This window comes from Halopseudomonas sp. Lyrl_26, assembly GCF_051948695.1.
GTDB lineage: Bacteria > Pseudomonadota > Gammaproteobacteria > Pseudomonadales > Pseudomonadaceae > Halopseudomonas > Halopseudomonas formosensis.
In genome coordinates this window covers 103,264-125,424 of record NZ_JAYJLH010000006.1, presented here as the reverse complement: position 1 = coordinate 125,424, position 22,161 = coordinate 103,264, and the positions used below count along the sequence as shown (strand labels likewise).

Genomic DNA, 22,161 nt, shown 5'->3' with positions numbered 1-22,161 from the left:
CTGTTTTCTGCTGATTCCGGACCCGCACAACCCATGCAACTTGCCATAGCCGCCCTTATCGCCCTGCTGCCGATCATCAACCCCTTCAGTACCGCCCCGATGTTCCTCGCCATCACCGAAGGGGACACCGACGCCGAACGCCGCGACCAGGCCCGCAAGGCGGTAATCTACATGATCTGCATTCTGGTGGCTTTCCTGATCGGCGGGAGCTTCATCATGAAGTTCTTCGGCCTGTCGCTGCCCGGCCTGCGCATAGCCGGCGGCATCCTGGTGGCCGGGGTCGGCATGCGCATGCTCTACCCCAGGGACGACGCCGGCCAGACGGCGGCGGAGCGACAGGAGTCCCGGCGCAAGCGTGATGTATCTTTCACGCCGCTGGCCATGCCCAGCCTGGCCGGCCCGGGGGCTATTTCCGTGACCATTGGTCTTACCTCGCTGGCCCGGGGCTGGCTGGACTTTCTTTCCATCATCATCGGCATACTCCTCGCCGCTGCGGTGGTTTACATCACCCTGCGGCTGTCGACCCGCCTGGTACGGGTACTGGGAGTCAACGGTCTGCACGCCATGACCAAGATCATGGGCTTTCTGATCCTCTGTGTCGGCGTGCAGTTCATCGTCAACGGCGTGGTGGAAGTGGCCCAGAGCCCCGAACTGATCGAAGGCATCATCCGGGAGATAGATGCCGCGCGGGATAAAAAGGCCCCATGAAACAGCTGCTCTGCACGCTGACCCTGCTGGCCAGCGTGCTCGCCTCAACCAGTGCCGTCGGCGCAACCATGCGCTGCAATGACGGCATCGTCTCTACCGGCGAGAGCACTCAGGGCGTGCTGGATAAATGCGGCGCGCCCTCCTCACAGGTTACCGACAGTCCCGCTATCGACGAGAACGGTTTTGTGGTGCGCGGTGCCGCCACGGTCAAACACTGGACCTATACGCCCCCGGGCGGCATACGCTATCAGCTGCGCTTTCTTGACGACAGGCTGGTGGAAATTCGCAGCAGGAGGGATTAATCAGCCTTGTTTGATCCGGCACGGCGCAGGGTGAGATTGATCCGCTGGCTACCCAATTGTGGGTGTGGCACATCGGCAAGCGGCAGCACGCCGTGAAAGCGCAACCGGTCAACGCCGCCCCATACTGCTACGTCCCCGTGCTGCAGCAGAGTTCGGGCCGGGCGATCGCTGCGGTTGTGACCGCCGAACAGGAAGGTGGCCGGCATACCCAGGGAAATGGAGACGATAGGCGCGCTGAAGTCCCTCTCATCCCGATCCTGATGTAGTCCCATGCGGGCGCCGGGAAGGTAGCGGTTGATCAGACAGGTGTCGGGCTGAAAGCTCTGGAACCCGGCACTGTCGGCGGCGCGCTGGGCCAGTTGCAGCAGACACTCGGGGATGACCGGCCAGGGCTGCCCCGTGGCGGGATCGATCGGACTGTAACGATAGCCGAATTCGCTACAAACCCAGCCCACATCGCCACAGGCACTGCTCTGAACCGACATGCGCCGACCACCCCGGGTCGTCATCTGACGCAGCGGTGACCGTTGCAGCACCCGCTCCAGGGCGGGCAACAGCGTCGCCAGCCAGGGCTCGGCAAAGCCGGGCAGCATGAAGGCCTGGGCGCCCATCGCCACCCGCTGCTGCGGCTGGTGAAACAGATCCTGAGTCCTCACTGCACCTCAACCAAGGTTCACCACCGCCCGGCCGGTCATGCTACCAGCGAGAATGGTATCAATATGGTCTGACAGCTGATCCAGGGTGATCTCCCGCTCCAGACGGCTGAGATCGGTCTTCCACTGCAGGGACAGGCGATCCCACATGGAGGCCTTGGCCACCAGCGGCTGCTCCACCGAGTCGACACCCAGCAGGTTGACGTTGCGCAGAATGAACGGGAAGACACTGGCCTGGAACTGCCCCCCTGCGGTCAGGCCGCAGCAGGCAACACTGGCATCATAGCGCAGCGACTTGACCACATTGAACAGGATGTCGCCGCCCACGGTGTCCACCGCCGCGGCCCAGCGTTCTGCCAGCAGCATCTTGCCGGTACCGGACAGCAGCTCCTCCCGGCTGATCACCTCGCTGGCGCCCAGCCCGCGGAGGAAGTCGGCCTGATCGGTCTTACCGGTCATGGCCACCACCTCGTAACCCTGCTGAGCGAGCATGGCCACCGCAATACTGCCTACCCCACCGGTAGCGCCGGTAACCAGCACCGGCCCCGTGTCGGCGGTGAGGCCGGCCCGCTGCAGCTTGTCGATGCACAGACCCGCGGTCAGACCGGCAGTGCCCAGCACCATGCTCTCGCGCAGAGTCAGCCCCGCCGGGCGCTTCAGCACCCAGCCAGCAGGTACGCGGATGTACTGACCGAAGCCGCCCGGGGTATTCATGCCCAGGTCGTAGCCGGTGACTATCACTTCGTCGCCGGGGACCAGCTCCGGGACTGCGCTGGCCGCCACAACCCCCGCCGCATCAATGCCGGGCGTGTGCGGGTAGCTGCGGGTCACGCCACGGTTTCCAGTGGCGGACAAGGCATCCTTGTAGTTCAGCGATGACCAGTGGACGCGGATCAGCACCTCCCCGGCGGGCAGGTCGTCGGTACTGCGCTGTACAACCCGGCGGGTGAACTGCCCCTGCTCCTCGCTCACCAGCAGCGCCTTGAATTCGGACATGCAAAAACTCCTTCGTCATGGATGATGTGCCCGCAGGCAGAGCACTTCGGGCCTACCAGAAGCGCTGATTGTAGAGCCGCGTAGCCCAGGTCACCAGCAGTCGGTCCAGCGCTGCGGACATGGTCGAACTCAAACGATCCTGCAGCTTCTTCGGACGATGGAAGTGCACTTCAAACACATCGGCCTGGCGGATGCGCTGGCTGATGTACTCATCGCTGGTACGTATCTCGTCGGCCAGGGCTTTCTGCAGTGCCTCGGTACCGAACCAGACCTCGCCCGTGGCCACCTCGTCGACGTTGAGAACCGGTCGATAACGGGAAACGAATTGCTTGAACAGCCGATGGATGTTCTCCAGGTCCTCCTGGAACTTCTCCCGGCCCTTCTCGGTATTTTCACCGAACAGGGTCAGAGTGCGCTTGTACTCCCCGGCGGTGAGCATCTCGTAGTCCACATCATGCTTCTTCAACACACGGTGGAAGTTCGGCAGTTGCGCCACCACCCCGATCGACCCGAGCATGGCAAAGGGCGCCGCCAGTACCCGATCACCGATACAGGCCATCATGTAACCCCCGCTGGCCGCCACCTTGTCGACGCATATCGTCAGGGGCACCCCGGCATCCCGAACACGGGTCAGCTGCGATGCGGCCAGTCCATAGGCGTGCACCATGCCCCCGCCGCTTTCCAGGCGCAGCACTATCTCGTCCCGCGGGGTGGCCAGCTCCAGCACGGCGGTCACCTCATGGCGCAGACTTTCCAGGGCGCTGGCCTTGATATCACCATTGAAGCTGAGCACGAACACCTTGTCCCGATCAGCGCCGCCCTTGCTGCGGGCCCGGGCCTCCTGCTTGCGGCTCTTGTGCAGCGCCTTGAGCGCCGGCTTGTCGAGCACCGCCTGGCCCAGGCGATCGGTCATGTTCGCCAGTTGATCATTGAGCCGGGCCACCTGCAGTACCCCTTCCCCCCGACGCTGACGCCCCCTCAGGGAAGCCACCATTACCAGGATGATGAACACCACCACCAGCGCGGTCAGCGCCTTGGCTGCAAACAGTCCGTACTCGGCAAGCCACTCCACAGATATCTCCTTACAGGTTCACTGAATTGCAAGCATACCCCATGCGTCTTCTTATGCAGACAGCGCTTGGCAGGGGGAATTCAAACGACCGTATGATTTTTGTTGACAGCCCGTTCACCCCGCCCTACCCTCTGACGAGTCACAAAACCGTGCATGCAACGGTACTGCCGTTGCCCAATGAAACATCCGATAAAGGAAGAGTCCATGACTACCGTTGCTGAAATCATCAAAAACATGGAAGGCAAGTTCAACCCGGCAGCCGCTTCCGGCCTGGACCTGACTTTCCAATTCAACATCGAGGATGATTCCAACTTTTACGCCGTGATCAAGGATGGCACCTGCAACGTTGCCGAAGGCGATGCTGAGGATCCGAACGTGACCCTGATCATGGATTCCGAGACCCTCAACGGCGTGATCACCGGCGAGACCGATGGCATGCAGGCCTTCATGGGTGGCAAGCTGCGCGCCGAGGGCGACATGATGCTGGCCCTGAAGCTGGGCGAGCTGTTCCCGGTCTGATCGACCCCGTCCCCGAAAACCGGAGCCAGGCTCCGGTTTTTTTATGCCCCGCCAACACGGTACCTGATAACCCGGCCCGTTGGTTGGCAGCCAGCGGTCCCTGCAGTAGATTGACCGGCAAACCCGATTCAAGACAAGGACAAGCCCATGCAGAAAACCCAACTGTTTGATCTGGACGGCAAAATCGCCCTGGTAACCGGCGCCAGCCGTGGCATCGGCGAAGCCATCGCCCGCCTGCTCGCTCAGCAAGGTGCCCATGTGATCGTCAGCAGCCGCAAGATCGACGACTGCCAGCAGGTAGCCGACTCCATCGTCGCCGCCGGCGGTCAGGCCAGCGCCATGGCCTGTCACATCGGCGAAATGGAACAGATTACCGCCACCATCGAGGCGATCCGCAGCCAGTTCGGCAAACTCGACATCCTGGTCAACAACGCCGCCACCAACCCCTACTTCGGCAACGTGCTGGACACCGACCTGTCCGCCTTCCAGAAGACCGTGGACGTCAACATCCGCGGCTATTTCTTCATGTCCGTCGAGGCCGGCAAGCTGATGCGCGAGAACGGCGGCGGCGCCATCCTCAACGTCGCTTCGGTCAACGGTCTGGTTCCGGGCCTGATGCAGGGTATCTACTCCATCACCAAGGCCGCGGTGATCAACATGACCAAGGTCTTCGCCAAGGAGTGCGCCCAGTTCGGTATCCGTTGCAATGCCCTGCTGCCGGGTCTGACCGACACCAAATTCGCCTCGGCGCTGGTGAAGAACGACAGCATCCTCAAGCCGGCACTGCAGCGCATCCCCATGGGTCGCCCGGCTGATCCGACCGAAATGGCCGGTACCGTGCTGTATCTGGTGAGCGACGCCTCCAGCTACACCACAGGCGCGGCCATCAACGTCGATGGCGGCATGCTGTCCTGACGCGTCAGGGCGCGCGCAGGCGCGCCCTTGACCCCATCGGCGAACAGATTTTCCGGAGAAACCCGCCTACTCCAGGCCCTTCACGGCGTCCAGTGCCTGGGTGTTCATTGCCACCGGTGACAGACCGGTCACTCCTATCTCCACCGCAAAGCGAGCGCCATCGGCGATGGGCATGAAGCGGATGCTGAAGGCATCGGCATACAGCCAGGAAAGATTCAGCTGATCCAACCAGTGCCAGGCGTCCCGCCAGGCGGGCGTACCATGCAGTGAGTGGCTCAGGCCCGAGCCCATTTCCTGTTGCTGTTCCAGGGTGAGATAGCGCCCTCTCAGCCGATCGAGCCGGTAGCCATCCTCCAGACCGAGCATGTGTGGCAGACCGCGCCAGCGCAATACCTGCACATCCAGCTCCCAGAGGTCCCCGTGCAGCGGCAGCGGCGAGCTCATCGCCGGTGCCAGATGAACCTCGTGCTGCTTGTCCGCCAGCTGGCGGAAGTCCAGGGTCGCTATGCGTGCGCCGTCGACGATGGGCTGAAACCGGGAGAATTCCCAGGCCAGCAGGGCGAGACCACCGCACAGCGCCAACAGCACCAGCAGGGCACACCCCTTGAGCCAGCCCAGCAGCCACTCCAGGCGCGAGCCCAGACGCAGTGTGATGAACAGCAGAAGCAGGCCGAAGCAGCCTGTCAGCACCGCCAGTCCCAGGTATTGCATGTACGCTCCTTGTAGAAGATCAGGCCGGAACCGGCGGCTCCGGCTGGCCGGCCAGCCTGGCCAGGTAACAATCGATCAGCCACCGGGAAATGGTGCCCCGCGGGGGGATGGCCGGCAACTGGTCGACATGCCACCAGTGGGCCTCTTCAATCTCGCCGGGTTGCGGGACAATCTCGCCGCCGGCGTATTCGGCGTGGAAACCGAGCATCAGGGAATTGGGGAAGGGCCAGTTCTGGCTGCCGAGATACTCGAGGTTGCGCACGTCGATACCCACCTCCTCCATGACCTCCCTGCGCAGCGCCTCTTCCGCCGACTCGCCGGGCTCGATGAAGCCGGCCAGGGTACTGAAGAAACCGCTGCGGAAGTTGGGCGAGCGTGCCAGCAGCACCTCATTGCCACGGGTGACCAGCACTATGATGCAGGGGGCCAGCTTGGGGTATTGGCGGTTGCCGCACGCCGGGCACTCCATGGCCCGTTCATCGTCCCGCAGGTGGGTCCGTTCGCCGCAGCGTCCACAGAAGCGATGGGTGTCATACCAGATATCCAGCTGTTGGGCGACACCGAGCAGGCGGAAGGTGGTGTTGTCCACGTTGCCCAGCAGCCCGCGCAGCCCCTGCCAGGAAAGACCCGGCAGGTCGACCTGCTCCTTGACCCGCACAAGCCGGCAAGGACGGTCATCAACCAGCCCCAGGGTCACCTGATATTCGGCATCGCCGAGGTAGCGAGCCATGTCCGGATCATGCAACAGGTTGCCCTGATAGATGGCAAAGGACTGCTCATGCCGAATCAGCACCCAGCCATCCGCCCCCGCTTGCGCAGAGAAGGATGAGGTAAACCGGGTGATCTTCTGCATCTTCAGCTGCCTACCTTGTATCCCAGTTCGGCAAGGCTCTCCTCCGCCAGGGCCAGTACATCGCCCTTGTTGACCGAGGAGCGCTCAGCCGACTCCAGATAGAACTCGATGCTGGTCAGCGCATCGGCCAGCACTTCCAGTTTGGACTCCGCCGGGGCCTTGCTGCCATCGACCAGCGCTTCCTGAATGAAACGTGCCGCGGCACGAATGATCTCGGCAGCACGGGTCATGCCCAGGAAGATCAGGCCACCGCGTACTGTTTCCAGTGTAGCGGGCACATTCATCAGGTGCATGCGGTCGTGGTCGGATTCGACGTAGGCGGTCAGGGCCCGGCGTGCCAGCGCCAGCCCTGCCTGGGATTCCTCGACCAGCACGATATGGGCTTCCTTGAGTTCCACCGGCGCGCTGTGCTGGTCATTGCCCAGCGAACCGATGACCTCCCCGGCGGTTTCCATGCGTGCCACCAGCAGCTCGGCATGCAGGACAGCATCGGCCACCCGCTCCAGGGTCTGGGTATCCCCGGGCTGCCAGCCTTCGAGCTGAACAGCAGCGTTGCGGATCTGCTCGGAGGTGGCGGGCATGTCGAGCACACTCAGTGTCTTCCACAGGCGCTGCAGGGAGGCATCCAGGGTTTCCAGCGCCTGATCGGTGTCGCCGGCATTGCGCGCCAGCAGGTCGAGCATGTCCTTGGTCGAGGTGATCTCTTCCTGCAGTGCTTCGGCCACCGAGCGCATGACGTCGGCGCCCGGCCCGCGCAGGCTTTCAAAGGCCTGCTTCAGACTGGCCTCGGTATAGCCGGGATCCGGCAGATTGATGGTGCGCCGCACTTCCTGGCACAACTCGCATTGCTCGCCGGCCAGCGCCACCAGATACAGCAGCTCCACCCGCAGCTGGGCGGTGCCCTGGGTCTCCGGCTGCCCGGCATACAGACGCTTGATCTCCCGGTCCAGACGGGAAAACAGCAGCTTGCGCTCGCGGGTCAGATCCAGGGGGGTCTTTTCGATGGCCTCAAGGGCTGCCGAGGCGATCCAGCTGAGGGTCGCCACATGATCATTCATGCGGGCTTCCCAGCGCTGCAGGGCACGCTTCTTGAGATTGATGCCGGCACCGGACTCGTGACGGATGACATCCAGCAGCCCCAGCTGGAACATCTGCCGCAGTCGCGCGAAGGTCTTGGGCTCAAGCATGTCGCGAGAGCCGTTGCGCAGTGCCGGCGGCACCCGGGCAGGATCCAGTGGATAGAAATGGCTTTCGGGCAGGGGCCTGGTGTCCGGCCGGTGCGAGCGCAGCTCGTTGATCAGCGGCAGCAGCAGCTCGGGGCGCTCGCCCCCCTGCTGACGGCAGAAGTGCAGATAGCGGCGCAGAAGGAAGAGGCTGTTGCACAGGGCGGACAGGGGAGCGTTGAGCACATCACCTTCATGGACCGGAATGTCGGTCGCCAGGGCAACCATCTCTTCCAGCAGCAGCGCCGCTCCGTGCAGCTCGATCAGATTCAGGGTTCCCCTGAGCTGCTGCAGCCCCTCGATGGCCTGCTGCAGCAGGTGACCACTGTCCCGCTGCTCGAGGAACTGCTGCAGCAGATCCTCCACTTCGCCTATGCTGACGAACAGCTCGTCCCTGACCAGATCAAGTGATGTAGCACCTGTTAACATCGCTTCAGTCTCCCTCATCCCTGCAATCAGACTGGATCTTCAGTCGGCAAACTCGGCCGGCTTCTTGCTCATGTGCGCAGCAACCGCCACCTTGAGATCTTCCGACTGGAGCATGGCTGCATTCCAGGTCGCTATGTAATTCAATCCGTCCGCCACGCTGTGGTCACGGCTGTAGCGGATCATTTCCTTGGTTCCGCGAATGGCTAGTGGTGACTTTGCAGCAATCTGCCGGGCTATGTCCATCACTCCTTCAAGGAGCGCGTCATGATCGGCAAACACCTGATTGACCAGGCCGATACGCGCCGCCTCTTCACCGTATACGGGACGCCCGGTATAGGCCAGTTCCCGCATGATGCCATCGCCTATCAGACGCGGCAATCGCTGCAGGGTTCCCACATCGGCCGCCATGCCCATGTCGATTTCCTTGATCGAGAAGTGGGCATCCGGGGTGCAGTAGCGCATGTCACAGGCGGAAATCAGGTCGATGGCACCGCCAATACAGTAACCATGGACCGCCGCGATCACCGGCTTGCGGCACTCGTCGACGGCATTGAAGGCGCTCTGCAGCTTGAGGATGTTGCGACGGATACGCTCGGCGTTGCGGCCGATGTCGGCGACCATGCTGCCGGCGGCCTGCGCCAGCATCTGCAGATCGATGCCCGCGGAAAAATTCCTGCCCACCCCGGAGATGACTGCCACACGCACGCTGTCGGTCCGATCAACCCAGTCGAACACCTCGACCATCTCGGTCCAGAAAGCCTCATCCATAGAGTTGGCCTTGGCCGGGCGATTGATCATGACATGGGCAATGGCGCCCTGCTGCTCCACCAGCAGCGATTGGTATTCACGCATGCGTAACTCCCTGACAAACAGCTTGTTCTTATCAAGTCATGCACTATATCAAGCATGGCCCCCGGCGGCATACCCGGGATTTGCTCCCCGTGCCTGTTCTGTGGAAAGTGCCGCAGATTCAGGCCTCGATCGCTTCCATCTGCCGCCACAAGGCAAAACCCGCCGCCTTCTCTATGGCAGCCAGACGCTGCTCGTGGGCCGCCAGCTCCTCCGCGGTCGCCCGCACCACCGGCAGCACCGGCCGTGACTGCGGGTCGAGGCGACGGATCTCCCCGGGCTGGTCGGAACTGCCCTCGGACCCCTGTCCCGCCAGTACCAGCGCCGTCTGGCCGCCGGTCATGATCAGATAGACATCCGCGAGAATCTCGGCGTCCAGCAACGCGCCGTGCAGCTCCCGCTGGGAGTTGTCCACCCCGTAGCGCTTGCACAGGGCGTCCAGAGTGTTGCGCTGTCCGGGATGCTTGTGCCGGGCCAGCAGCAGGGTATCCACTACCGAACAGTGGTCAGCCACGCAACCGTGACGGCCAAGCCGCTCCAGCTCGGCATCGATGAAGCCCACGTCGAACGCGGCGTTGTGGATCACCAGCTGGGCGCCGCGGATGAAGTCCATGAACTCGTCGGCCACGTCGGCGAACAGCGGCTTGTCCGCAAGAAACTCGTCGGAGATCCCGTGGACCTGGAAGGCGCCCTCTTCCACCTCCCGCTCGGGATTGATGTAGACATGGAAGTGCCGGCCGGTCAGGCGCCGGTCGAGCAGCTCGACACAGCCGATCTCGATGATGCGATGACCTTCCCTTACCTCGATACCCGTGGTTTCGGTATCCAGAACGACTTCACGCATTCACCGCACTCCCCTTCATCATGACCTCTTCCACTCCCCGGTTGGCCAGCTGGTCGGCCAGCTCGTTTTCCGGATGACCACTGTGGCCCTTGACCCACTGCCACTGCACATGGTGCTGACTGACCAGCCCATCCAGCTGACGCCAGAGATCGGCATTCTTCACCGGCTGGCGGCCAGCGGTTTTCCAGCCGCGCTTCTTCCAGTTGGGCATCCATTCGCAGACACCCTTCATCACATACTGCGAGTCGGTGGTCAGCCGGACATTGGCCGGGGCCTTCTTCAGGGCCTGCAGACCGCGGATGGCCGCCATCAGCTCCATGCGGTTATTGGTGGTCTGCGGCTCGCCGCCGAACAGGGTCTTCTGATGTTCGCCCAGACGCAGCAATACGCCCCAGCCGCCCGGGCCGGGATTGCCCTTGCAGGCGCCGTCGGTAAATATCTCGATTACATGCGTCATGTCTTGTCCCGTTTGTGCGCCCGGCGGTTTCCTGCGACCAGCGGCGGCAGACCCAGGGCCGGAAAGGCGATGGTCCGCTGCCGGCGGGGTATGGCACCGAGGGTCTGCCTGCGGGCACGCAGGAAATAGAAGCCGCCCCCCGGCAGCTGGTGACGCTGGCCCCAGGTGTCCAGCCAGCTGAAACGCTCCAGCCAGGCGCTTGAATTCAGCGGCGGACGATAACATCCATCGACTCTTTTCTCCACCGCAAAACCCAGCAGTTCCAGCCAGTCCGTCAGCCGTGCCGGACTGATGAATCCGGCCTCGCTGAACCAGTCCCGACCGGCGAAATGGTTGAGTCCCCAGCAGCTCCATGGGTTGAAGCCGAACACCAGCAGATGCCCGCCGGCACGCACCGCCTGACTGGCTTCACGCAGCAGACTGCGTGGCGACAAGCAGAAATCCAGGCCGTGGTGCAGCAATACCACGTCCAGTGAGTGGGGAGCGAAGGGCCAGCTGGTTTCGTCCACCGGCAGGCAGTCCGGACCGACCTGAAGGTCCAGGCGCCAGTGGTTGCGCAACACCGAATGCTGCTCATCCAGCAGCTCCGGCAGCAGGCCATACTGCACCAGGTGCTGACCGAAGCATTTCTGCAGCTCCTGCTGCACTATGCAGCGCTCGCTGCTGAGCAGCATCTGGCCGGGAGCGCTGTCGAGCCACTGCCGAGCGACACAGATGAGCCTGAGCAGATCTTCCTGACTGATGGAACGGGATTGTTCGGGAATCTCCATGGGGCCTCCGGGTTGGCCTGGGCACGCCAACCTCCTATAAGATAGCTGCAACTACGATTCCGGAAAGCGAGCCTGTCATGCCGACCTTCATTGCCCTTCCCGCCTTTCAGGACAATTACATCTGGCTGCTGACAGATGACACCTCTTTCAAGGTGACGGCTGTCGACCCGGGTGACGCCCGACCGGTGATAAGCTGGCTCGGCCGCCACCCCGAATACCAGCTGAGCACAATTTTGCTGACCCATCACCACCGGGACCATACCGGCGGGGTACTGTCGCTCAAGGCAGCCACCCAGTGCAGGGTTCTCGGGCCGGACAACCCGACCATCGACGGTATCGACCGGACACTCGCCGACGGCGATCAGATCAACCTGGCCGGCCAGAGCATTCGCGTCATCGCAGTGCCAGGCCATACTCTGGATCATATCGCCTTCTTCTGCGATGACCCGCAGGACCCCTGGCTGCTCAGTGGCGACACCCTGTTTGCCGGGGGCTGCGGACGGGTTTTCGAAGGTACCCCGGAGCAGATGCACGACTCGCTCCAGCGTCTGGCCGCCCTGCCGGACGACACCACCACATATTGCACCCATGAATATACCCAGGCCAACCTGCGCTTTGCCCAGGCGGTGGAACCGGAAAACCCCGACATCCGCATACGCCTGGAGGTGGTGGAAGACCTGCGCCGGGATGGTCAGAACACCCTGCCCACCACGCTGGCCCTGGAGAAGCGGACCAATCCCTTCCTGCGCTGTGCGGAGCCGGCAGTAGTCGAGGCCGCCAGCCGCCAGGCCGGCGCCGAGGTCAGCCCCGGTGCCGAGACATTTGCCGCAATACGTGCATGGAAGGACATATTCTGACATAGTTCAGCCAACCGGCGGCAGGCCGCTCTGGCGCGGCTGCATCATGGCGCGGCGCCACGTGCGACAGATGGCCTCTGCCAGCTCGGTTGACCCTCGGGAAGTGACTCCCTAGAATCGGGCAAATTTCAAAGGATGGCCCCATGACTGTTACGCCCAACGTTCTCAGAAATGGACTCCTGACGCTGTGGCTCCTGGTGCTTGTCGGCTGCCAGACCACCACCAACCGCACCGACCAGTCCGCAGCACCTCGAATCAGTTCCGCCCCCGCCGCCAGCAGTGATCACAGACCCAATCGCCTCGGCAACTGGCGCAGCATCCGCAAGGCCGATGAACCCTATACCCTGTGGACCCGCATCCGCGACGGCTTCCAGCTCGACCCGACCCTGCTCGACAGTCCGCGGGTAGACAAGCAGCGGCTGCACTATGCGTCCCAGGCCCGCTATTTCGAAGTCACTTCCGAGCGCGCCAGACGCTATCTGCATTATGTCGTGGAAGAGCTGGACAAGCGCGGCATGCCGCTGGAGCTGGCACTGCTGCCCTTCGTCGAGAGCGGCTACAACCCCATGGTCTACTCGCGCTCCCAGGCCGCTGGCATCTGGCAGTTCATCCCTTCGACCGGACGGGTCTTTTCGCTGCACCAGGACGACATCTATGACGGCCGTCGGGACATTACCGCCTCGACCAATGCCGCACTGGATTATCTGACCCGACTGAACAACATGTTCGACGGCGACTGGCTGCTGGCGGTCGCGGCCTACAACTGCGGCGAGGGCTGCATCGGCCGGGCCGTGAAGCGCAACCAGGAGCTGGGTCTGCCGGCTGACTACTGGAACCTGCAGCTGCCCAGCGAGACCATGGATTACGTGCCGCGGCTGCTGGCCCTGGCGCAGATTGTCAGCACGCCGGAGCAGTTCGGCATCAGCCTGCCCGATCTGAACGATGAGCCCTATTTTGCCCAGATCACCATCCGCCGCCCGCTGGATCTGCTCAAGGCAGCCGAACTGGCGAGTATCAGCGCGGACGAAATGCGCTACCTGAACCCGGCGTTCAAGCACCGGGTTGCCACACCGCGCCAGCCGTACCAGTTGCTCGTACCCGCAGCTCAGGCCGAGCAGTTCAGCGCCGCACTGGCTCGTTTGCCCGACCGCGAGCGCGTGCCCTTCAGTCGCTACACGGTGCGACGCGGTGACAACCTGTCGGCCATTGCCCGTCAGCACGGCTCCAGCGTGGAAGCACTGCGTCAGGCCAACAACCTGCAGAGCAACCTGATCAATGTCGGTCAGCAACTGATCATCCCCAGCGCCGGTGCTACCCAGCTTGCCGGTAACACCCCGACCGGCAGCGCGCCGAGAAGCAATCGGCCACGCACCTACACCGTACAGTCGGGTGATTCGCTCTATAGCATCGCCCGCCGGTTCAATGTCGAGGTCAAGCAGCTGCGCGCCTGGAACGGGGTGGATACTCTGCTCAAGCCCGGCCAGCAACTGACGCTGCATCTGCCCTGATCAGCCGAACCCGGGATGGCAACTGACATGCTGGCATCCCACCCGCTTTCGCTTGTGCTCGCACAATGGTAGCGTACGCGCAGACCATGCTTACACGATCCCCGATCCGCCCATTGCTTCTCCTGCTCGTCCTGCTGCTGACAGCCAGCCTGTCGGGGCTGGTGGACGCGGCCATCTATCGTCAGCACGGTTACTCCGTGTTCGGCCTGCCCAGGTACGCCGAGGACTTCAGCCATCTGGATTACGTCAACCCCGAGGCGCCCAAGGGCGGCACCCTGCGGGTCATGGGCAGCGGCACCTTCGACACCCTGAATCCCTACACGCTCAAGGGCACCAGCCCTATCGCTACCGGCAACTTCTACCAGTACGGCATCAGCGAACTGAACGAGCCGCTGATGGTCGGCAGCGGCATCTATGACCCTTCGGGCGACGAGCCCTTCTCCGCCTACGGCCTGATCGCCGAGAGCCTGGAGTTTCCCGACGACCGCAGCTGGGTGGTGTTCAACCTCAGGCCCGAGGCGCGTTTCCATGACGGCCGCTCCATCACCGCCCACGACGTTGCCTTCAGCTACCGGTTGCTGCGCGAACAGGGTCACCCCAATTACCGGGCCATGCTGCAGGACGTGGCCCGCTACGATCTGCTCGGCCCCCATCGCATCCGCTTCATCTTCAAGCAGGCAGACAACCCGCTGCTGATCCTGCATCTGGGCGAGTTGCCTGTGCTGCCGGAACATTACTGGCGCGATCGCCCCTTCGGCGAAACCACCTTCGAGCCGGCGCTCAACAGCGGCCCCTACCGCATCAGCGAGGTAGCGCCCGGCCGCCGTCTGGTATTCGAACGGGTCAGGAACTACTGGGGACGGGATCTTCCGATCAACCGGGGCAAGTACAATGTCGACCGCATGGAGGTCGAGTTCTACCGCGACAACAACGTCGCCTTCGAAGCCTTCAAGGCCGGCGAGTTCGATATCTATCTGGAACACAAGGCCAGCAACTGGGCCAACGCCTACGACTTCCCGGCGGTGACCAGCGGGGCGGTGCTCAAGCGGGCCATCCAGCACGAAATCCCCGCCTCCACCCAGGGCCTGTTCTTCAATACCCGGCGCGCGCCCTTCGACCGGCGGGAGGTGCGGCAGGCGCTGGGCATGCTGTTCGACTTCGAATGGTCCAACCGCGTGCTCTTCCATGAAGCCTATCGACGGTCCCTGAGCTACTTCCCCAACAGTCCGTTCAGCGCCACCGGGCTGCCCGCCGGCCAGGAGTTCCTGTTTCTGGAGCCATTCCGCCAGCACCTGCCGCCGGAGCTCTTCCTGCAGCCCTTCACCCTGCCGGTGACCGATGGCCGGGGCATTCCCCGGGAAACCCTGCGCGAGGCGGTGGCGCTGTTCAACCGGGCCGGCTGGAAGCTCAGCAACGGCAGGCTGCAGAACGAAGCGGGGCGCCCGCTGGTGTTCGAGGTGCTGCTGGTCAACCCGAGTCTGGAGCGCATTCTCCTGCCCTGGCGTACCAATCTCGCGCGCCTCGGCATAGAACTGCGGGTGCGCACCGTGGATCGGGCCCAGTACAAGGCCCGGCTGGATCAGTTCGATTTCGACATGATTCTCACCACCCTGCCCCAGAGCCTGTCGCCGGGGCATGAACAGTACACCTACTTCCATTCCTCCCAGCGCAACGTCAAGGGCAGCCGCAACTATGCCGGGATCGACAACCCGGTGGTCGACGCACTGGGGGACGAGCTGCTCAACGCCCGCACCCGCAACCGCCAGGTCGCTGCCGCCCGTGCACTGGACAGGGTGTTATTGTGGGAGCACTACATGATTCCGAACTGGTATATTGACTACCACCGCGTTGCCCATCGCAGTTATCTGCGATCACCAGCAACGCCACCCTATTCGCTGGCCATCCGGACCTGGTGGATGGATTGATCCGAACGATAACAAGGTCATCTGATGCTCGATAAGCTGACAACCGCTCTGGGCTGCCTGCTCCTGTCACTGGCCTGCACCGCCAGCGCCGCCAACGGCAGCCACGCCCTGACCCTGTACGGCGAACCGCCGAAATATCCCGCCGACTTCCAGCACTTCGACTATGTCAATCCCGAAGCCCCCAAGCGCGGCACCCTGCGCCTTTCCGCCTTCGGCAGTTTCGACTCCTTCAACGGCTTCATCAGCCGCGGTACCGCCGCCGACCAGCTGGGACTGATCTACGACACCCTGACGGTCCATTCGCTGGATGAACCCTTTACCGAGTATGGCCTGATCGCCCACAGCATGGAGCAGGCCGAGGACAATACCTGGGTGCGCTTCCACCTGCGCCCCGAGGCCCGCTTCCATGATGGCCAGCCGATTACCGCCAGCGATGTGGTCTTCACCTTCAACACCCTGCTGGAGAAAGGCGCGCCCTTCTACAAGGCCTATTACGGCGATGTAAAGGAGGTGGTGGCCGAGGAGGAGCACAGCGTCATCTTTCATTTCACCCACGCTCGCAACCGCGAGCTGCCGCTGGTGATCGGTCAGTTGCCGGTGCTGCCGGAACATTACTGGGCCGAACGCGACTTCAGCCGTACCGGACTGGAACCGCCCCTGGGCAGCGGCCCCTACCGCATCGGCCAGGTCCGCCCCGGGCGCACCGTGACCTTCGAGCGGGTCACCGACTACTGGGCAGCGGATCTGCCGGTCCGCCGCGGCTTCTACAATTTCGATCGCATCGTCGTCGACTACTACCGCGATCTGGGCGTGGCCCTGGAGGCCTTCAAGGCCGGCCAGTTCGATTTCAACGAGGAGTTCAGCGCCAAGAACTGGAGCACTGGCTATGACAGCCCGGCGCTCAGCGACGGACGCATCATCAGGGAAGAGATCCCCAACCTGAATACCCGGGGCATGCAGGGCTTCGTGTTCAATCTGCGCAAACCGTATTTCCAGGACGTGCGGGTGCGCAAGGCCATCGCCCTGCTGTTCGACTTCGAATGGGCCAACAGCCGCCTGTTCCATGGCGCCTATGAGCGCAGCTCCAGCTTCTTCGGCAACTCGGAACTGGGCGCCGAAGGCCTGCCCGGTGAAGACGAGCTGGCCCTGCTGGAGCCCCTGCGCGAGCAGCTGCCCGCCGAGGTGTTCGGCCCGGCCTATGTCCCTCCGGTCACCGATGGCAGTGGCAACATCCGCGATCAGCGCCGCCAGGCCTACGAACTGCTGCAGGAGGCCGGCTGGCGGATCGAGAATGATCAACTGGTCAATGCCGATGGCGAGCAGCTGAGCTTCGAGTTCCTGCTCATCCAGGCGGATTTCGAGCGGGTGCTGCTGCCCTTCAAGCGCAACCTGGCCTCGCTGGGCATCGACATGCAACTGCGCCGCATCGATGTGTCCCAGTACGTCAATCGCCTGCGTTCCCGCGACTTCGACATGGTGGTCACCAGCTTTGCCCAGTCCAACTCGCCGGGCAACGAACAGCGCGAGTACTGGCACTCCTCCAGCGCCGACAATCCAGGCAGCCGCAATCTCATGGGGCTGCGTGATCCGGCCATCGACCAGCTGGTGGAAGGCCTGATCCAGGCCGACTCCCGGGCCGAGCTGATCACTTACACCCGTGCGCTGGACCGAGTACTTCGGGCCGGCCACTACCTGATTCCCAACTACCACACGAGCGTGTACCGGGTGGCCTACTGGAACAAGTTTGCCCACCCCGAGCAGCCGCCGAAATACGACCTGGGCCTCTACACCTGGTGGGCTACCGAGGAAGGCACCCAGCCCGCCACGGTGCTGCTGCCCGAACCCGAGCAGGAGCCCTGAGCCATGCTGGCCTACATCATTCGGCGTCTGCTGCTGATCATTCCCACCCTGTTCGGCATCCTGCTGATCAACTTCCTGATCATCCAGGCCGCCCCCGGCGGCCCCGTGGAACAGATGATCGCCAATCTCGAGGGCTTCGAGGGCGCCACCAGCCGTATTTCCGGCAGCATGCACGCGGAGGTCGCCAGCGGCAGCAGCTACCGCGGCGCCCAGGGGCTAGATCCGGAGATCATCGCCGAGATCGAGCGCATGTACGGCTTCGACAAGCCGGCCCATGAGCGCTTCTGGCTCATGATCAAGGGCTACCTGACCTTCGATTTCGGCGACAGCTTCTTCCGTGATGCCAGCGTCATCGACCTGATCATCGAGAAGATGCCGGTGTCGATTTCCCTCGGCCTGTGGACCACCCTGCTAACCTATCTGATCTCCATCCCCCTGGGCATCCGCAAGGCCATCCGCCACGGCTCGGCCTTCGATGTCTGGACCAGCTCGCTGATCATCGTCGGCTACGCCATTCCCGGCTTCCTGCTGGCCATTCTGCTGATAGTGCTGTTTGCCGGTGGCAGCTACTTCGACTGGTTCCCCCTGCGCGGGCTGACGTCCAACAACTGGGAGGAGTTGAGCACCTGGGGCAAGATCACCGACTACCTCTGGCACCTGGTACTGCCGATCACCGCCATGGTCATCGGCAGCTTCGCCACCCTGACCATGCTGACCAAGAACTGCTTCCTCGACGAGATCGGCAAGCAGTACGTGGTCACTGCCCGCGCCAAGGGCCTGTCGGAAAACCGCGTGCTCTACGGCCACGTGTTCCGCAACGCCATGCTGCTGATCATCGCCGGCTTCCCGGCAGCCCTGATCAGCGTATTCTTCACCGGTGCCCTGCTGATCGAGGTGATCTTCTCCCTCGACGGCCTTGGCCTGCTCGGCTTCGAGGCGGCCATCAACCGGGACTACCCGCTGATGTTCGGCACCCTGTACATCTTCACCCTGCTCGGGCTGGTGGTGAAGCTGATCGGTGACATCGCCTATACCCTGGTCGATCCGCGCATCGACTTCGAAAGCCGGGAGGGTTGAGCATGTCACGTTTCAGGTTGTCTCCGATCAACCAGCGCCGCTTTGCCCGCTTCCGCGCCAACCGCCGCGGCTGGTGGTCGCTGCACATCTTCCTGGTGCTGTTCGTCCTCAGCCTGGGTGCCGAGCTGATCGCCAACGACAAGCCGCTGGTGGTCGGCTACCAGGACGAGCTGTACTTCCCGGTGTTCAAGCGCTATGCCGAAACCGAGTTCGGCGGCGAGTTTCCCATCGAGGCCGACTACCGCAGCCCCTATGTGCGCGAGCTGATCGAGGAGGCCGGTGGCTGGATGCTGTGGCCGCCGATTCCCTACAGCTACGGCACCATCAACTACGATCTGCAGGTTCCGGCACCGGCGCCGCCCTCGGCGGACAACTGGCTGGGTACCGACGATCAGGCACGGGACGTGCTGGCCCGGGTGATCTACGGCTTCCGCATCTCGGTACTCTTTGCCCTGACCCTGACCATCCTCAGCTCCATCATCGGGGTGGTGGCCGGGGCCATCCAGGGCTTCTACGGCGGGCGCATCGACCTGTTCGGGCAGCGTTTCATCGAGGTCTGGTCGGGACTGCCGGTGCTCTACCTGCTGATCATCCTGGCCAGCTTCGTGCAGCCCAACTTCTGGTGGCTGCTGGGTATCATGCTGCTGTTCTCCTGGATGGCACTGGTGGATGTGGTGCGCGCCGAATTCCTCCGCGGGCGCAACCTGGAGTACGTGCGCGCGGCCCGCGCCCTGGGCGCCGGCAACGGTACCATCATGTTCCGCCACATACTGCCCAACGCCATGGTCGCCACCCTGACCTTCTTCCCCTTCATTCTCACCGGCGGGGTGATCACCCTGACCTCGCTCGACTTTCTGGGCTTCGGTCTCCCGCCCGGCTCGCCCTCACTGGGTGAGCTGATCGCCCAGGGCAAGGCCAATCTGCAGGCGCCCTGGCTGGGCATCACCGCCTTCGTCGTGCTGTCGGTGATGCTGTCGCTGCTGGTATTCATCGGCGAAGCCCTGCGCGATGCCTTCGACCCGAGGAAATGACATGACCGAGCCATTGATACGGATCGACAACCTCAGTGTGGCCTTCCGCACCGAGCGCGAGGAAACCCTGGCAGTACGTGGCGTGAGCTTCGATATCCAGCCCGGGCAGACCCTGGCGCTGGTCGGCGAGAGCGGTTCGGGAAAGTCGGTGACCGCCCACTCCATCCTGCGCCTGCTGCCCTACTCCCAGGCCCGCCACCCCAGTGGGCGCATTCTCTATCAGGGCAAGGACCTGCTGGCGATGAGCGAGAAGCAGCTGCGCAAGGTGCGCGGCAACCGTATCTCGATGATCTTCCAGGAGCCGATGAGTTCGCTGAACCCGCTGCACACCATCGAGCGGCAGATCAGCGAGGTGCTGTTCCTGCACAAGGGGCTGGACAAGAAGGCTGCCCGCGCCCGCACGCTGGAGCTGCTGGAGCTGGTCGGCATCCCCGAGCCGGGCAAGCGCCTGGGGGCCTACCCCCACGAGCTGTCCGGTGGTCAGCGGCAGCGGGTGATGATCGCCATGGGGCTGGCCAACGAGCCGGAGCTGCTGATTGCCGACGAGCCGACCACCGCCCTGGACGTGACGGTGCAGCAGAAGATCCTCGAACTGCTGCAGTCGCTGCAGCAGAAGCTGGGCATGGCGCTGTTACTGATCAGTCACGATCTGAACCTGGTACGCAAAATTGCTCACCGAGTATGTGTCATGTACCGCGGTGAGGTCGTCGAAGAGAATGATTGTGCCGAACTGTTCGCCAATCCGCAGCATGGGTACACCCGTCAGCTGATTGCCGCCGACCCGTCCGGCACCCCGGTGGAAGTGCAACCGGATGCGCCCGTGGTGATGCGCGCCGAGCAGCTGCGGGTCTGGTTCCCGGTCCGCAAGGGCGTGTTCAAGCGCACCGTGGGTCACATCAAGGCAGTGACCGATGCCAGCTTTACCCTGCAGTCGGGGCAGACCCTGGGTATCGTCGGCGAAAGTGGTTCCGGCAAGACCACCCTGGGCCTGGCGCTGCTGCGTCTGGTCGAGAGCCAGGGCCTGATAGAATGCAACGGTCAGCGCCTGGATGGACTGGGCCAGAAGGCGGTACGCCCTGCCCGGCGCCAGTTCCAGGTGGTGTTCCAGGACCCCTTCGGCAGTCTGAGTCCGCGCATGTCGGTGGAGCAGATCATCAGCGAAGGGCTGGAGCTGCACCGCATCGGCACCGCCGCCGAACGGGAGCAGATGGTGATCAACGCCCTGCGTGAAGTGGGACTGGATCCGGACAGCCGGCATCGCTATCCGCACGAGTTTTCCGGCGGGCAGCGCCAGCGGATCGCGATCGCCCGGGCACTGGTGCTCAAGCCGTCGCTGATCCTGCTGGACGAGCCGACCTCGGCACTGGATCGTACTGTGCAGAGCCAGGTGGTGGAGCTGCTGCGGGACCTGCAGCGCAGGCACAATCTGAGCTATCTGTTTATCAGCCACGACCTGGCGGTGGTCAGGGCCCTCAGTCACCAGCTGATGGTCATTCGCCAGGGTGAAATTGTAGAACAGGGGCCGGCGGAGCAGATATTCGCCTCACCGCAACATGACTATACCCGTCAGTTGCTCGAGGCAGCCTTCGCCAACCCGGTATCCGAAAGAACGGCCTCGTTGTGAGGCCCAGAGAAACAGGAAAAGAACATGGGATTTCTTAGCGGAAAGCGCGTACTCATCGTTGGTGTAGCCAGCAAGCTGTCCATTGCCTCGGGCATCGCCGCAGCCATGCACCGCGAAGGTGCCGAGCTGGCCTTCACTTACCAGAACGACAAGCTCAAGGGCCGTGTGCAAGAATTCGCCGCCGGCTGGGGTTCCAGCGCAGACATGTGCTTTCCCTGTGACGTGGCCGACGATGCCCAGATCGAGCAGGTATTCGCCGAGCTGGAGAAGAAGTGGCCCGAGGGCATCGACTGCATCGTTCACTCGGTCGGTTTCGCCCCCGGTGACCAGCTGGATGGCGACTTCACCGAAGTGACCACCCGCGAAGGCTTCAAGATCGCCCACGACATCAGCGCCTACAGCTTCGTCGCCCTGGCCAAGGCCGGCCGTGAAGCCCTGAAGAAGCGCAACGGCAACCTGCTGACCCTGAGCTATCTGGGCGCGGTACGCACCATGCCCAACTACAACGTCATGGGCATGGCCAAGGCCAGCCTGGAAGCCGGTGTACGCTACCTGGCCACCAGCCTCGGCCCGGACGGCATCCGCGTCAACGCCATCTCCGCCGGCCCGATCCGCACCCTGGCCGCCTCCGGCATCAAGAGCTTCCGTAAGATGCTGGCCTACAACGAAGCCCGCACCCCGCTGCGCCGCAACGTCACCATCGAGGAAGTCGGCAACGCCGGTGCCTTCCTCTGCTCCGACCTGGCCTCCGGCATCTCCGGCGAGATCCTGTATGTGGACGGTGGCTTCAATACCACCGCCATGGGCAGCATCGATCAGGAGTGATCCTGACCCCGGGGCGGGCTGGCGCCCGCCATTCGCCCCGGGGGCCGGGGCTCCCACACTAATCCCCGCCCCCGCTCTACCCTCCCCGTCCACCCCTACCCGTCTCCCCCGACCTGTAGGAGCAGCGCCCCGCTGCGAACGGCGTGCACAGCA

General features: G+C 63.4%; 22 protein-coding genes. 12 read left to right on the top strand and 10 right to left on the bottom strand.

Features of this window, described 5'->3' with window-relative positions; all coding sequences use genetic code 11:
• The first annotated feature begins 33 nt into the window (after nt 1–33).
• Complete coding sequence (locus tag VF673_RS09985; protein ID WP_440291828.1) at nt 34–708, top strand: MarC family NAAT transporter; 675 nt, start codon at nt 34–36, stop codon at nt 706–708.
• Complete coding sequence (locus tag VF673_RS09980) at nt 705–1,010, top strand: DUF2845 domain-containing protein (RefSeq protein ID WP_320331334.1); 306 nt, start codon at nt 705–707, stop codon at nt 1,008–1,010. Before VF673_RS09985 ends, VF673_RS09980 begins: the two co-directional genes overlap by 4 nt.
• On the opposite strand, the gene alkB is transcribed toward VF673_RS09980, so the two are convergent.
• Genes alkB through sohB form a run of 3 tightly spaced genes read right to left on the bottom strand, consistent with a single transcriptional unit; the run spans nt 1,007 to nt 3,731 of the window.
• Complete coding sequence (gene alkB, locus VF673_RS09975; RefSeq protein ID WP_320331333.1) at nt 1,007–1,666, bottom strand: DNA oxidative demethylase AlkB; 660 nt, start codon at nt 1,664–1,666, stop codon at nt 1,007–1,009. The genes VF673_RS09980 and alkB overlap by 4 nt on opposite strands.
• A gap of 6 nt (nt 1,667–1,672) precedes the next feature.
• A complete protein-coding gene (locus tag VF673_RS09970; protein ID WP_440291827.1) occupies nt 1,673–2,659 on the bottom strand; it encodes a YhdH/YhfP family quinone oxidoreductase in 987 nt (328 codons plus the stop codon).
• A 52-nt stretch (nt 2,660–2,711) separates the two neighbouring features.
• Nucleotides 2,712–3,731, bottom strand: a complete 1,020-nt coding sequence (gene sohB, locus VF673_RS09965) for a protease SohB (RefSeq protein WP_440291826.1) — start codon at nt 3,729–3,731, stop codon at nt 2,712–2,714.
• Nucleotides 3,732–3,935: 204 nt separating this feature from the next.
• Between sohB and VF673_RS09960 the strand changes: the two genes are divergently transcribed.
• On the top strand, nt 3,936–4,250 hold the full coding sequence (locus VF673_RS09960) for an SCP2 sterol-binding domain-containing protein (RefSeq protein ID WP_273125640.1): 315 nt from the start codon (nt 3,936–3,938) through the stop codon (nt 4,248–4,250).
• Nucleotides 4,251–4,397: 147 nt separating this feature from the next.
• On the top strand, nt 4,398–5,165 hold the full coding sequence (locus VF673_RS09955) for an SDR family oxidoreductase (protein ID WP_440291825.1): 768 nt from the start codon (nt 4,398–4,400) through the stop codon (nt 5,163–5,165).
• A 66-nt stretch (nt 5,166–5,231) separates the two neighbouring features.
• On the opposite strand, the gene VF673_RS09950 is transcribed toward VF673_RS09955, so the two are convergent.
• The 7 genes from VF673_RS09950 to VF673_RS09920 form a co-directional block, all read right to left on the bottom strand.
• Nucleotides 5,232–5,876, bottom strand: coding sequence for a hypothetical protein (locus VF673_RS09950; protein ID WP_440291824.1), 645 nt, complete (start codon nt 5,874–5,876; stop codon nt 5,232–5,234).
• 19 nt (nt 5,877–5,895) lie between these two features.
• On the bottom strand, nt 5,896–6,729 hold the full coding sequence (gene nudC, locus VF673_RS09945) for an NAD(+) diphosphatase (RefSeq protein WP_090537008.1): 834 nt from the start codon (nt 6,727–6,729) through the stop codon (nt 5,896–5,898).
• A gap of 2 nt (nt 6,730–6,731) precedes the next feature.
• Nucleotides 6,732–8,381, bottom strand: coding sequence for a ferrous iron transporter B (locus VF673_RS09940; protein ID WP_440291823.1), 1,650 nt, complete (start codon nt 8,379–8,381; stop codon nt 6,732–6,734).
• A 39-nt stretch (nt 8,382–8,420) separates the two neighbouring features.
• A complete protein-coding gene (locus tag VF673_RS09935) occupies nt 8,421–9,233 on the bottom strand; it encodes a crotonase/enoyl-CoA hydratase family protein (RefSeq protein WP_273125646.1) in 813 nt (270 codons plus the stop codon).
• Between the two features lie 118 nt (nt 9,234–9,351).
• Nucleotides 9,352–10,074: a DNA polymerase III subunit epsilon gene (gene dnaQ / locus VF673_RS09930; RefSeq protein ID WP_440291822.1), complete on the bottom strand. Its 723-nt coding sequence runs from the start codon at nt 10,072–10,074 to the stop codon at nt 9,352–9,354.
• Complete coding sequence (rnhA, locus tag VF673_RS09925) at nt 10,067–10,531, bottom strand: ribonuclease HI (protein ID WP_440291821.1); 465 nt, start codon at nt 10,529–10,531, stop codon at nt 10,067–10,069. Before rnhA ends, dnaQ begins: the two co-directional genes overlap by 8 nt.
• Complete coding sequence (locus tag VF673_RS09920; protein ID WP_440291820.1) at nt 10,528–11,301, bottom strand: class I SAM-dependent methyltransferase; 774 nt, start codon at nt 11,299–11,301, stop codon at nt 10,528–10,530. Before VF673_RS09920 ends, rnhA begins: the two co-directional genes overlap by 4 nt.
• A gap of 77 nt (nt 11,302–11,378) precedes the next feature.
• On the opposite strand from VF673_RS09920, the gene gloB reads away from it, so the two are divergent.
• From gloB to fabI, 8 genes are all read left to right on the top strand, one after another.
• Entirely contained in the window at nt 11,379–12,158 is a 780-nt protein-coding gene (gloB, locus tag VF673_RS09915; protein ID WP_440291819.1) for a hydroxyacylglutathione hydrolase, read from the top strand.
• A 143-nt stretch (nt 12,159–12,301) separates the two neighbouring features.
• Nucleotides 12,302–13,666, top strand: coding sequence for a LysM peptidoglycan-binding domain-containing protein (locus VF673_RS09910; protein WP_440291818.1), 1,365 nt, complete (start codon nt 12,302–12,304; stop codon nt 13,664–13,666).
• Nucleotides 13,667–13,752: 86 nt separating this feature from the next.
• Complete coding sequence (locus VF673_RS09905; RefSeq protein ID WP_440291817.1) at nt 13,753–15,591, top strand: extracellular solute-binding protein; 1,839 nt, start codon at nt 13,753–13,755, stop codon at nt 15,589–15,591.
• A gap of 24 nt (nt 15,592–15,615) precedes the next feature.
• On the top strand, nt 15,616–17,451 hold the full coding sequence (locus VF673_RS09900) for an extracellular solute-binding protein (protein ID WP_440291816.1): 1,836 nt from the start codon (nt 15,616–15,618) through the stop codon (nt 17,449–17,451).
• A 3-nt stretch (nt 17,452–17,454) separates the two neighbouring features.
• Nucleotides 17,455–18,528, top strand: a complete 1,074-nt coding sequence (locus VF673_RS09895; protein WP_273123008.1) for a microcin C ABC transporter permease YejB — start codon at nt 17,455–17,457, stop codon at nt 18,526–18,528.
• A 2-nt stretch (nt 18,529–18,530) separates the two neighbouring features.
• Nucleotides 18,531–19,559: an ABC transporter permease gene (locus tag VF673_RS09890; RefSeq protein WP_440291815.1), complete on the top strand. Its 1,029-nt coding sequence runs from the start codon at nt 18,531–18,533 to the stop codon at nt 19,557–19,559.
• A gap of 1 nt (nt 19,560) precedes the next feature.
• Nucleotides 19,561–21,183, top strand: coding sequence for an ABC transporter ATP-binding protein (locus VF673_RS09885; protein ID WP_440291814.1), 1,623 nt, complete (start codon nt 19,561–19,563; stop codon nt 21,181–21,183).
• Nucleotides 21,184–21,207: 24 nt separating this feature from the next.
• Nucleotides 21,208–22,008 carry an enoyl-ACP reductase FabI gene (gene fabI, locus VF673_RS09880; protein WP_440291813.1) on the top strand — a complete coding sequence of 267 codons (801 nt, stop codon included), beginning with the start codon at nt 21,208–21,210 and terminating at the stop codon, nt 22,006–22,008.
• The last annotated feature ends 153 nt before the right edge of the window (nt 22,009–22,161 follow it).

Coding starts and splice junctions, on each gene's coding strand:
- rnhA (WP_440291821.1), bottom strand. CDS start 10,531: ATGACGCATGTAATCGAGATATTTACCGACGGCGCCTGCAAGGGCAAT.
- dnaQ (WP_440291822.1), bottom strand. CDS start 10,074: ATGCGTGAAGTCGTTCTGGATACCGAAACCACGGGTATCGAGGTAAGG.
- VF673_RS09950 (WP_440291824.1), bottom strand. CDS start 5,876: ATGCAATACCTGGGACTGGCGGTGCTGACAGGCTGCTTCGGCCTGCTT.
- nudC (WP_090537008.1), bottom strand. CDS start 6,729: ATGCAGAAGATCACCCGGTTTACCTCATCCTTCTCTGCGCAAGCGGGG.
- VF673_RS09935 (WP_273125646.1), bottom strand. CDS start 9,233: ATGCGTGAATACCAATCGCTGCTGGTGGAGCAGCAGGGCGCCATTGCC.
- VF673_RS09905 (WP_440291817.1), top strand. CDS start 13,753: ATGCTTACACGATCCCCGATCCGCCCATTGCTTCTCCTGCTCGTCCTG.
- VF673_RS09980 (WP_320331334.1), top strand. CDS start 705: ATGAAACAGCTGCTCTGCACGCTGACCCTGCTGGCCAGCGTGCTCGCC.
- fabI (WP_440291813.1), top strand. CDS start 21,208: ATGGGATTTCTTAGCGGAAAGCGCGTACTCATCGTTGGTGTAGCCAGC.
- VF673_RS09985 (WP_440291828.1), top strand. CDS start 34: ATGCAACTTGCCATAGCCGCCCTTATCGCCCTGCTGCCGATCATCAAC.
- VF673_RS09885 (WP_440291814.1), top strand. CDS start 19,561: ATGACCGAGCCATTGATACGGATCGACAACCTCAGTGTGGCCTTCCGC.
- VF673_RS09960 (WP_273125640.1), top strand. CDS start 3,936: ATGACTACCGTTGCTGAAATCATCAAAAACATGGAAGGCAAGTTCAAC.
- gloB (WP_440291819.1), top strand. CDS start 11,379: ATGCCGACCTTCATTGCCCTTCCCGCCTTTCAGGACAATTACATCTGG.
- VF673_RS09955 (WP_440291825.1), top strand. CDS start 4,398: ATGCAGAAAACCCAACTGTTTGATCTGGACGGCAAAATCGCCCTGGTA.
- VF673_RS09940 (WP_440291823.1), bottom strand. CDS start 8,381: ATGTTAACAGGTGCTACATCACTTGATCTGGTCAGGGACGAGCTGTTC.
- VF673_RS09895 (WP_273123008.1), top strand. CDS start 17,455: ATGCTGGCCTACATCATTCGGCGTCTGCTGCTGATCATTCCCACCCTG.
- VF673_RS09970 (WP_440291827.1), bottom strand. CDS start 2,659: ATGTCCGAATTCAAGGCGCTGCTGGTGAGCGAGGAGCAGGGGCAGTTC.
- VF673_RS09900 (WP_440291816.1), top strand. CDS start 15,616: ATGCTCGATAAGCTGACAACCGCTCTGGGCTGCCTGCTCCTGTCACTG.
- VF673_RS09890 (WP_440291815.1), top strand. CDS start 18,531: ATGTCACGTTTCAGGTTGTCTCCGATCAACCAGCGCCGCTTTGCCCGC.
- VF673_RS09910 (WP_440291818.1), top strand. CDS start 12,302: ATGACTGTTACGCCCAACGTTCTCAGAAATGGACTCCTGACGCTGTGG.
- VF673_RS09920 (WP_440291820.1), bottom strand. CDS start 11,301: ATGGAGATTCCCGAACAATCCCGTTCCATCAGTCAGGAAGATCTGCTC.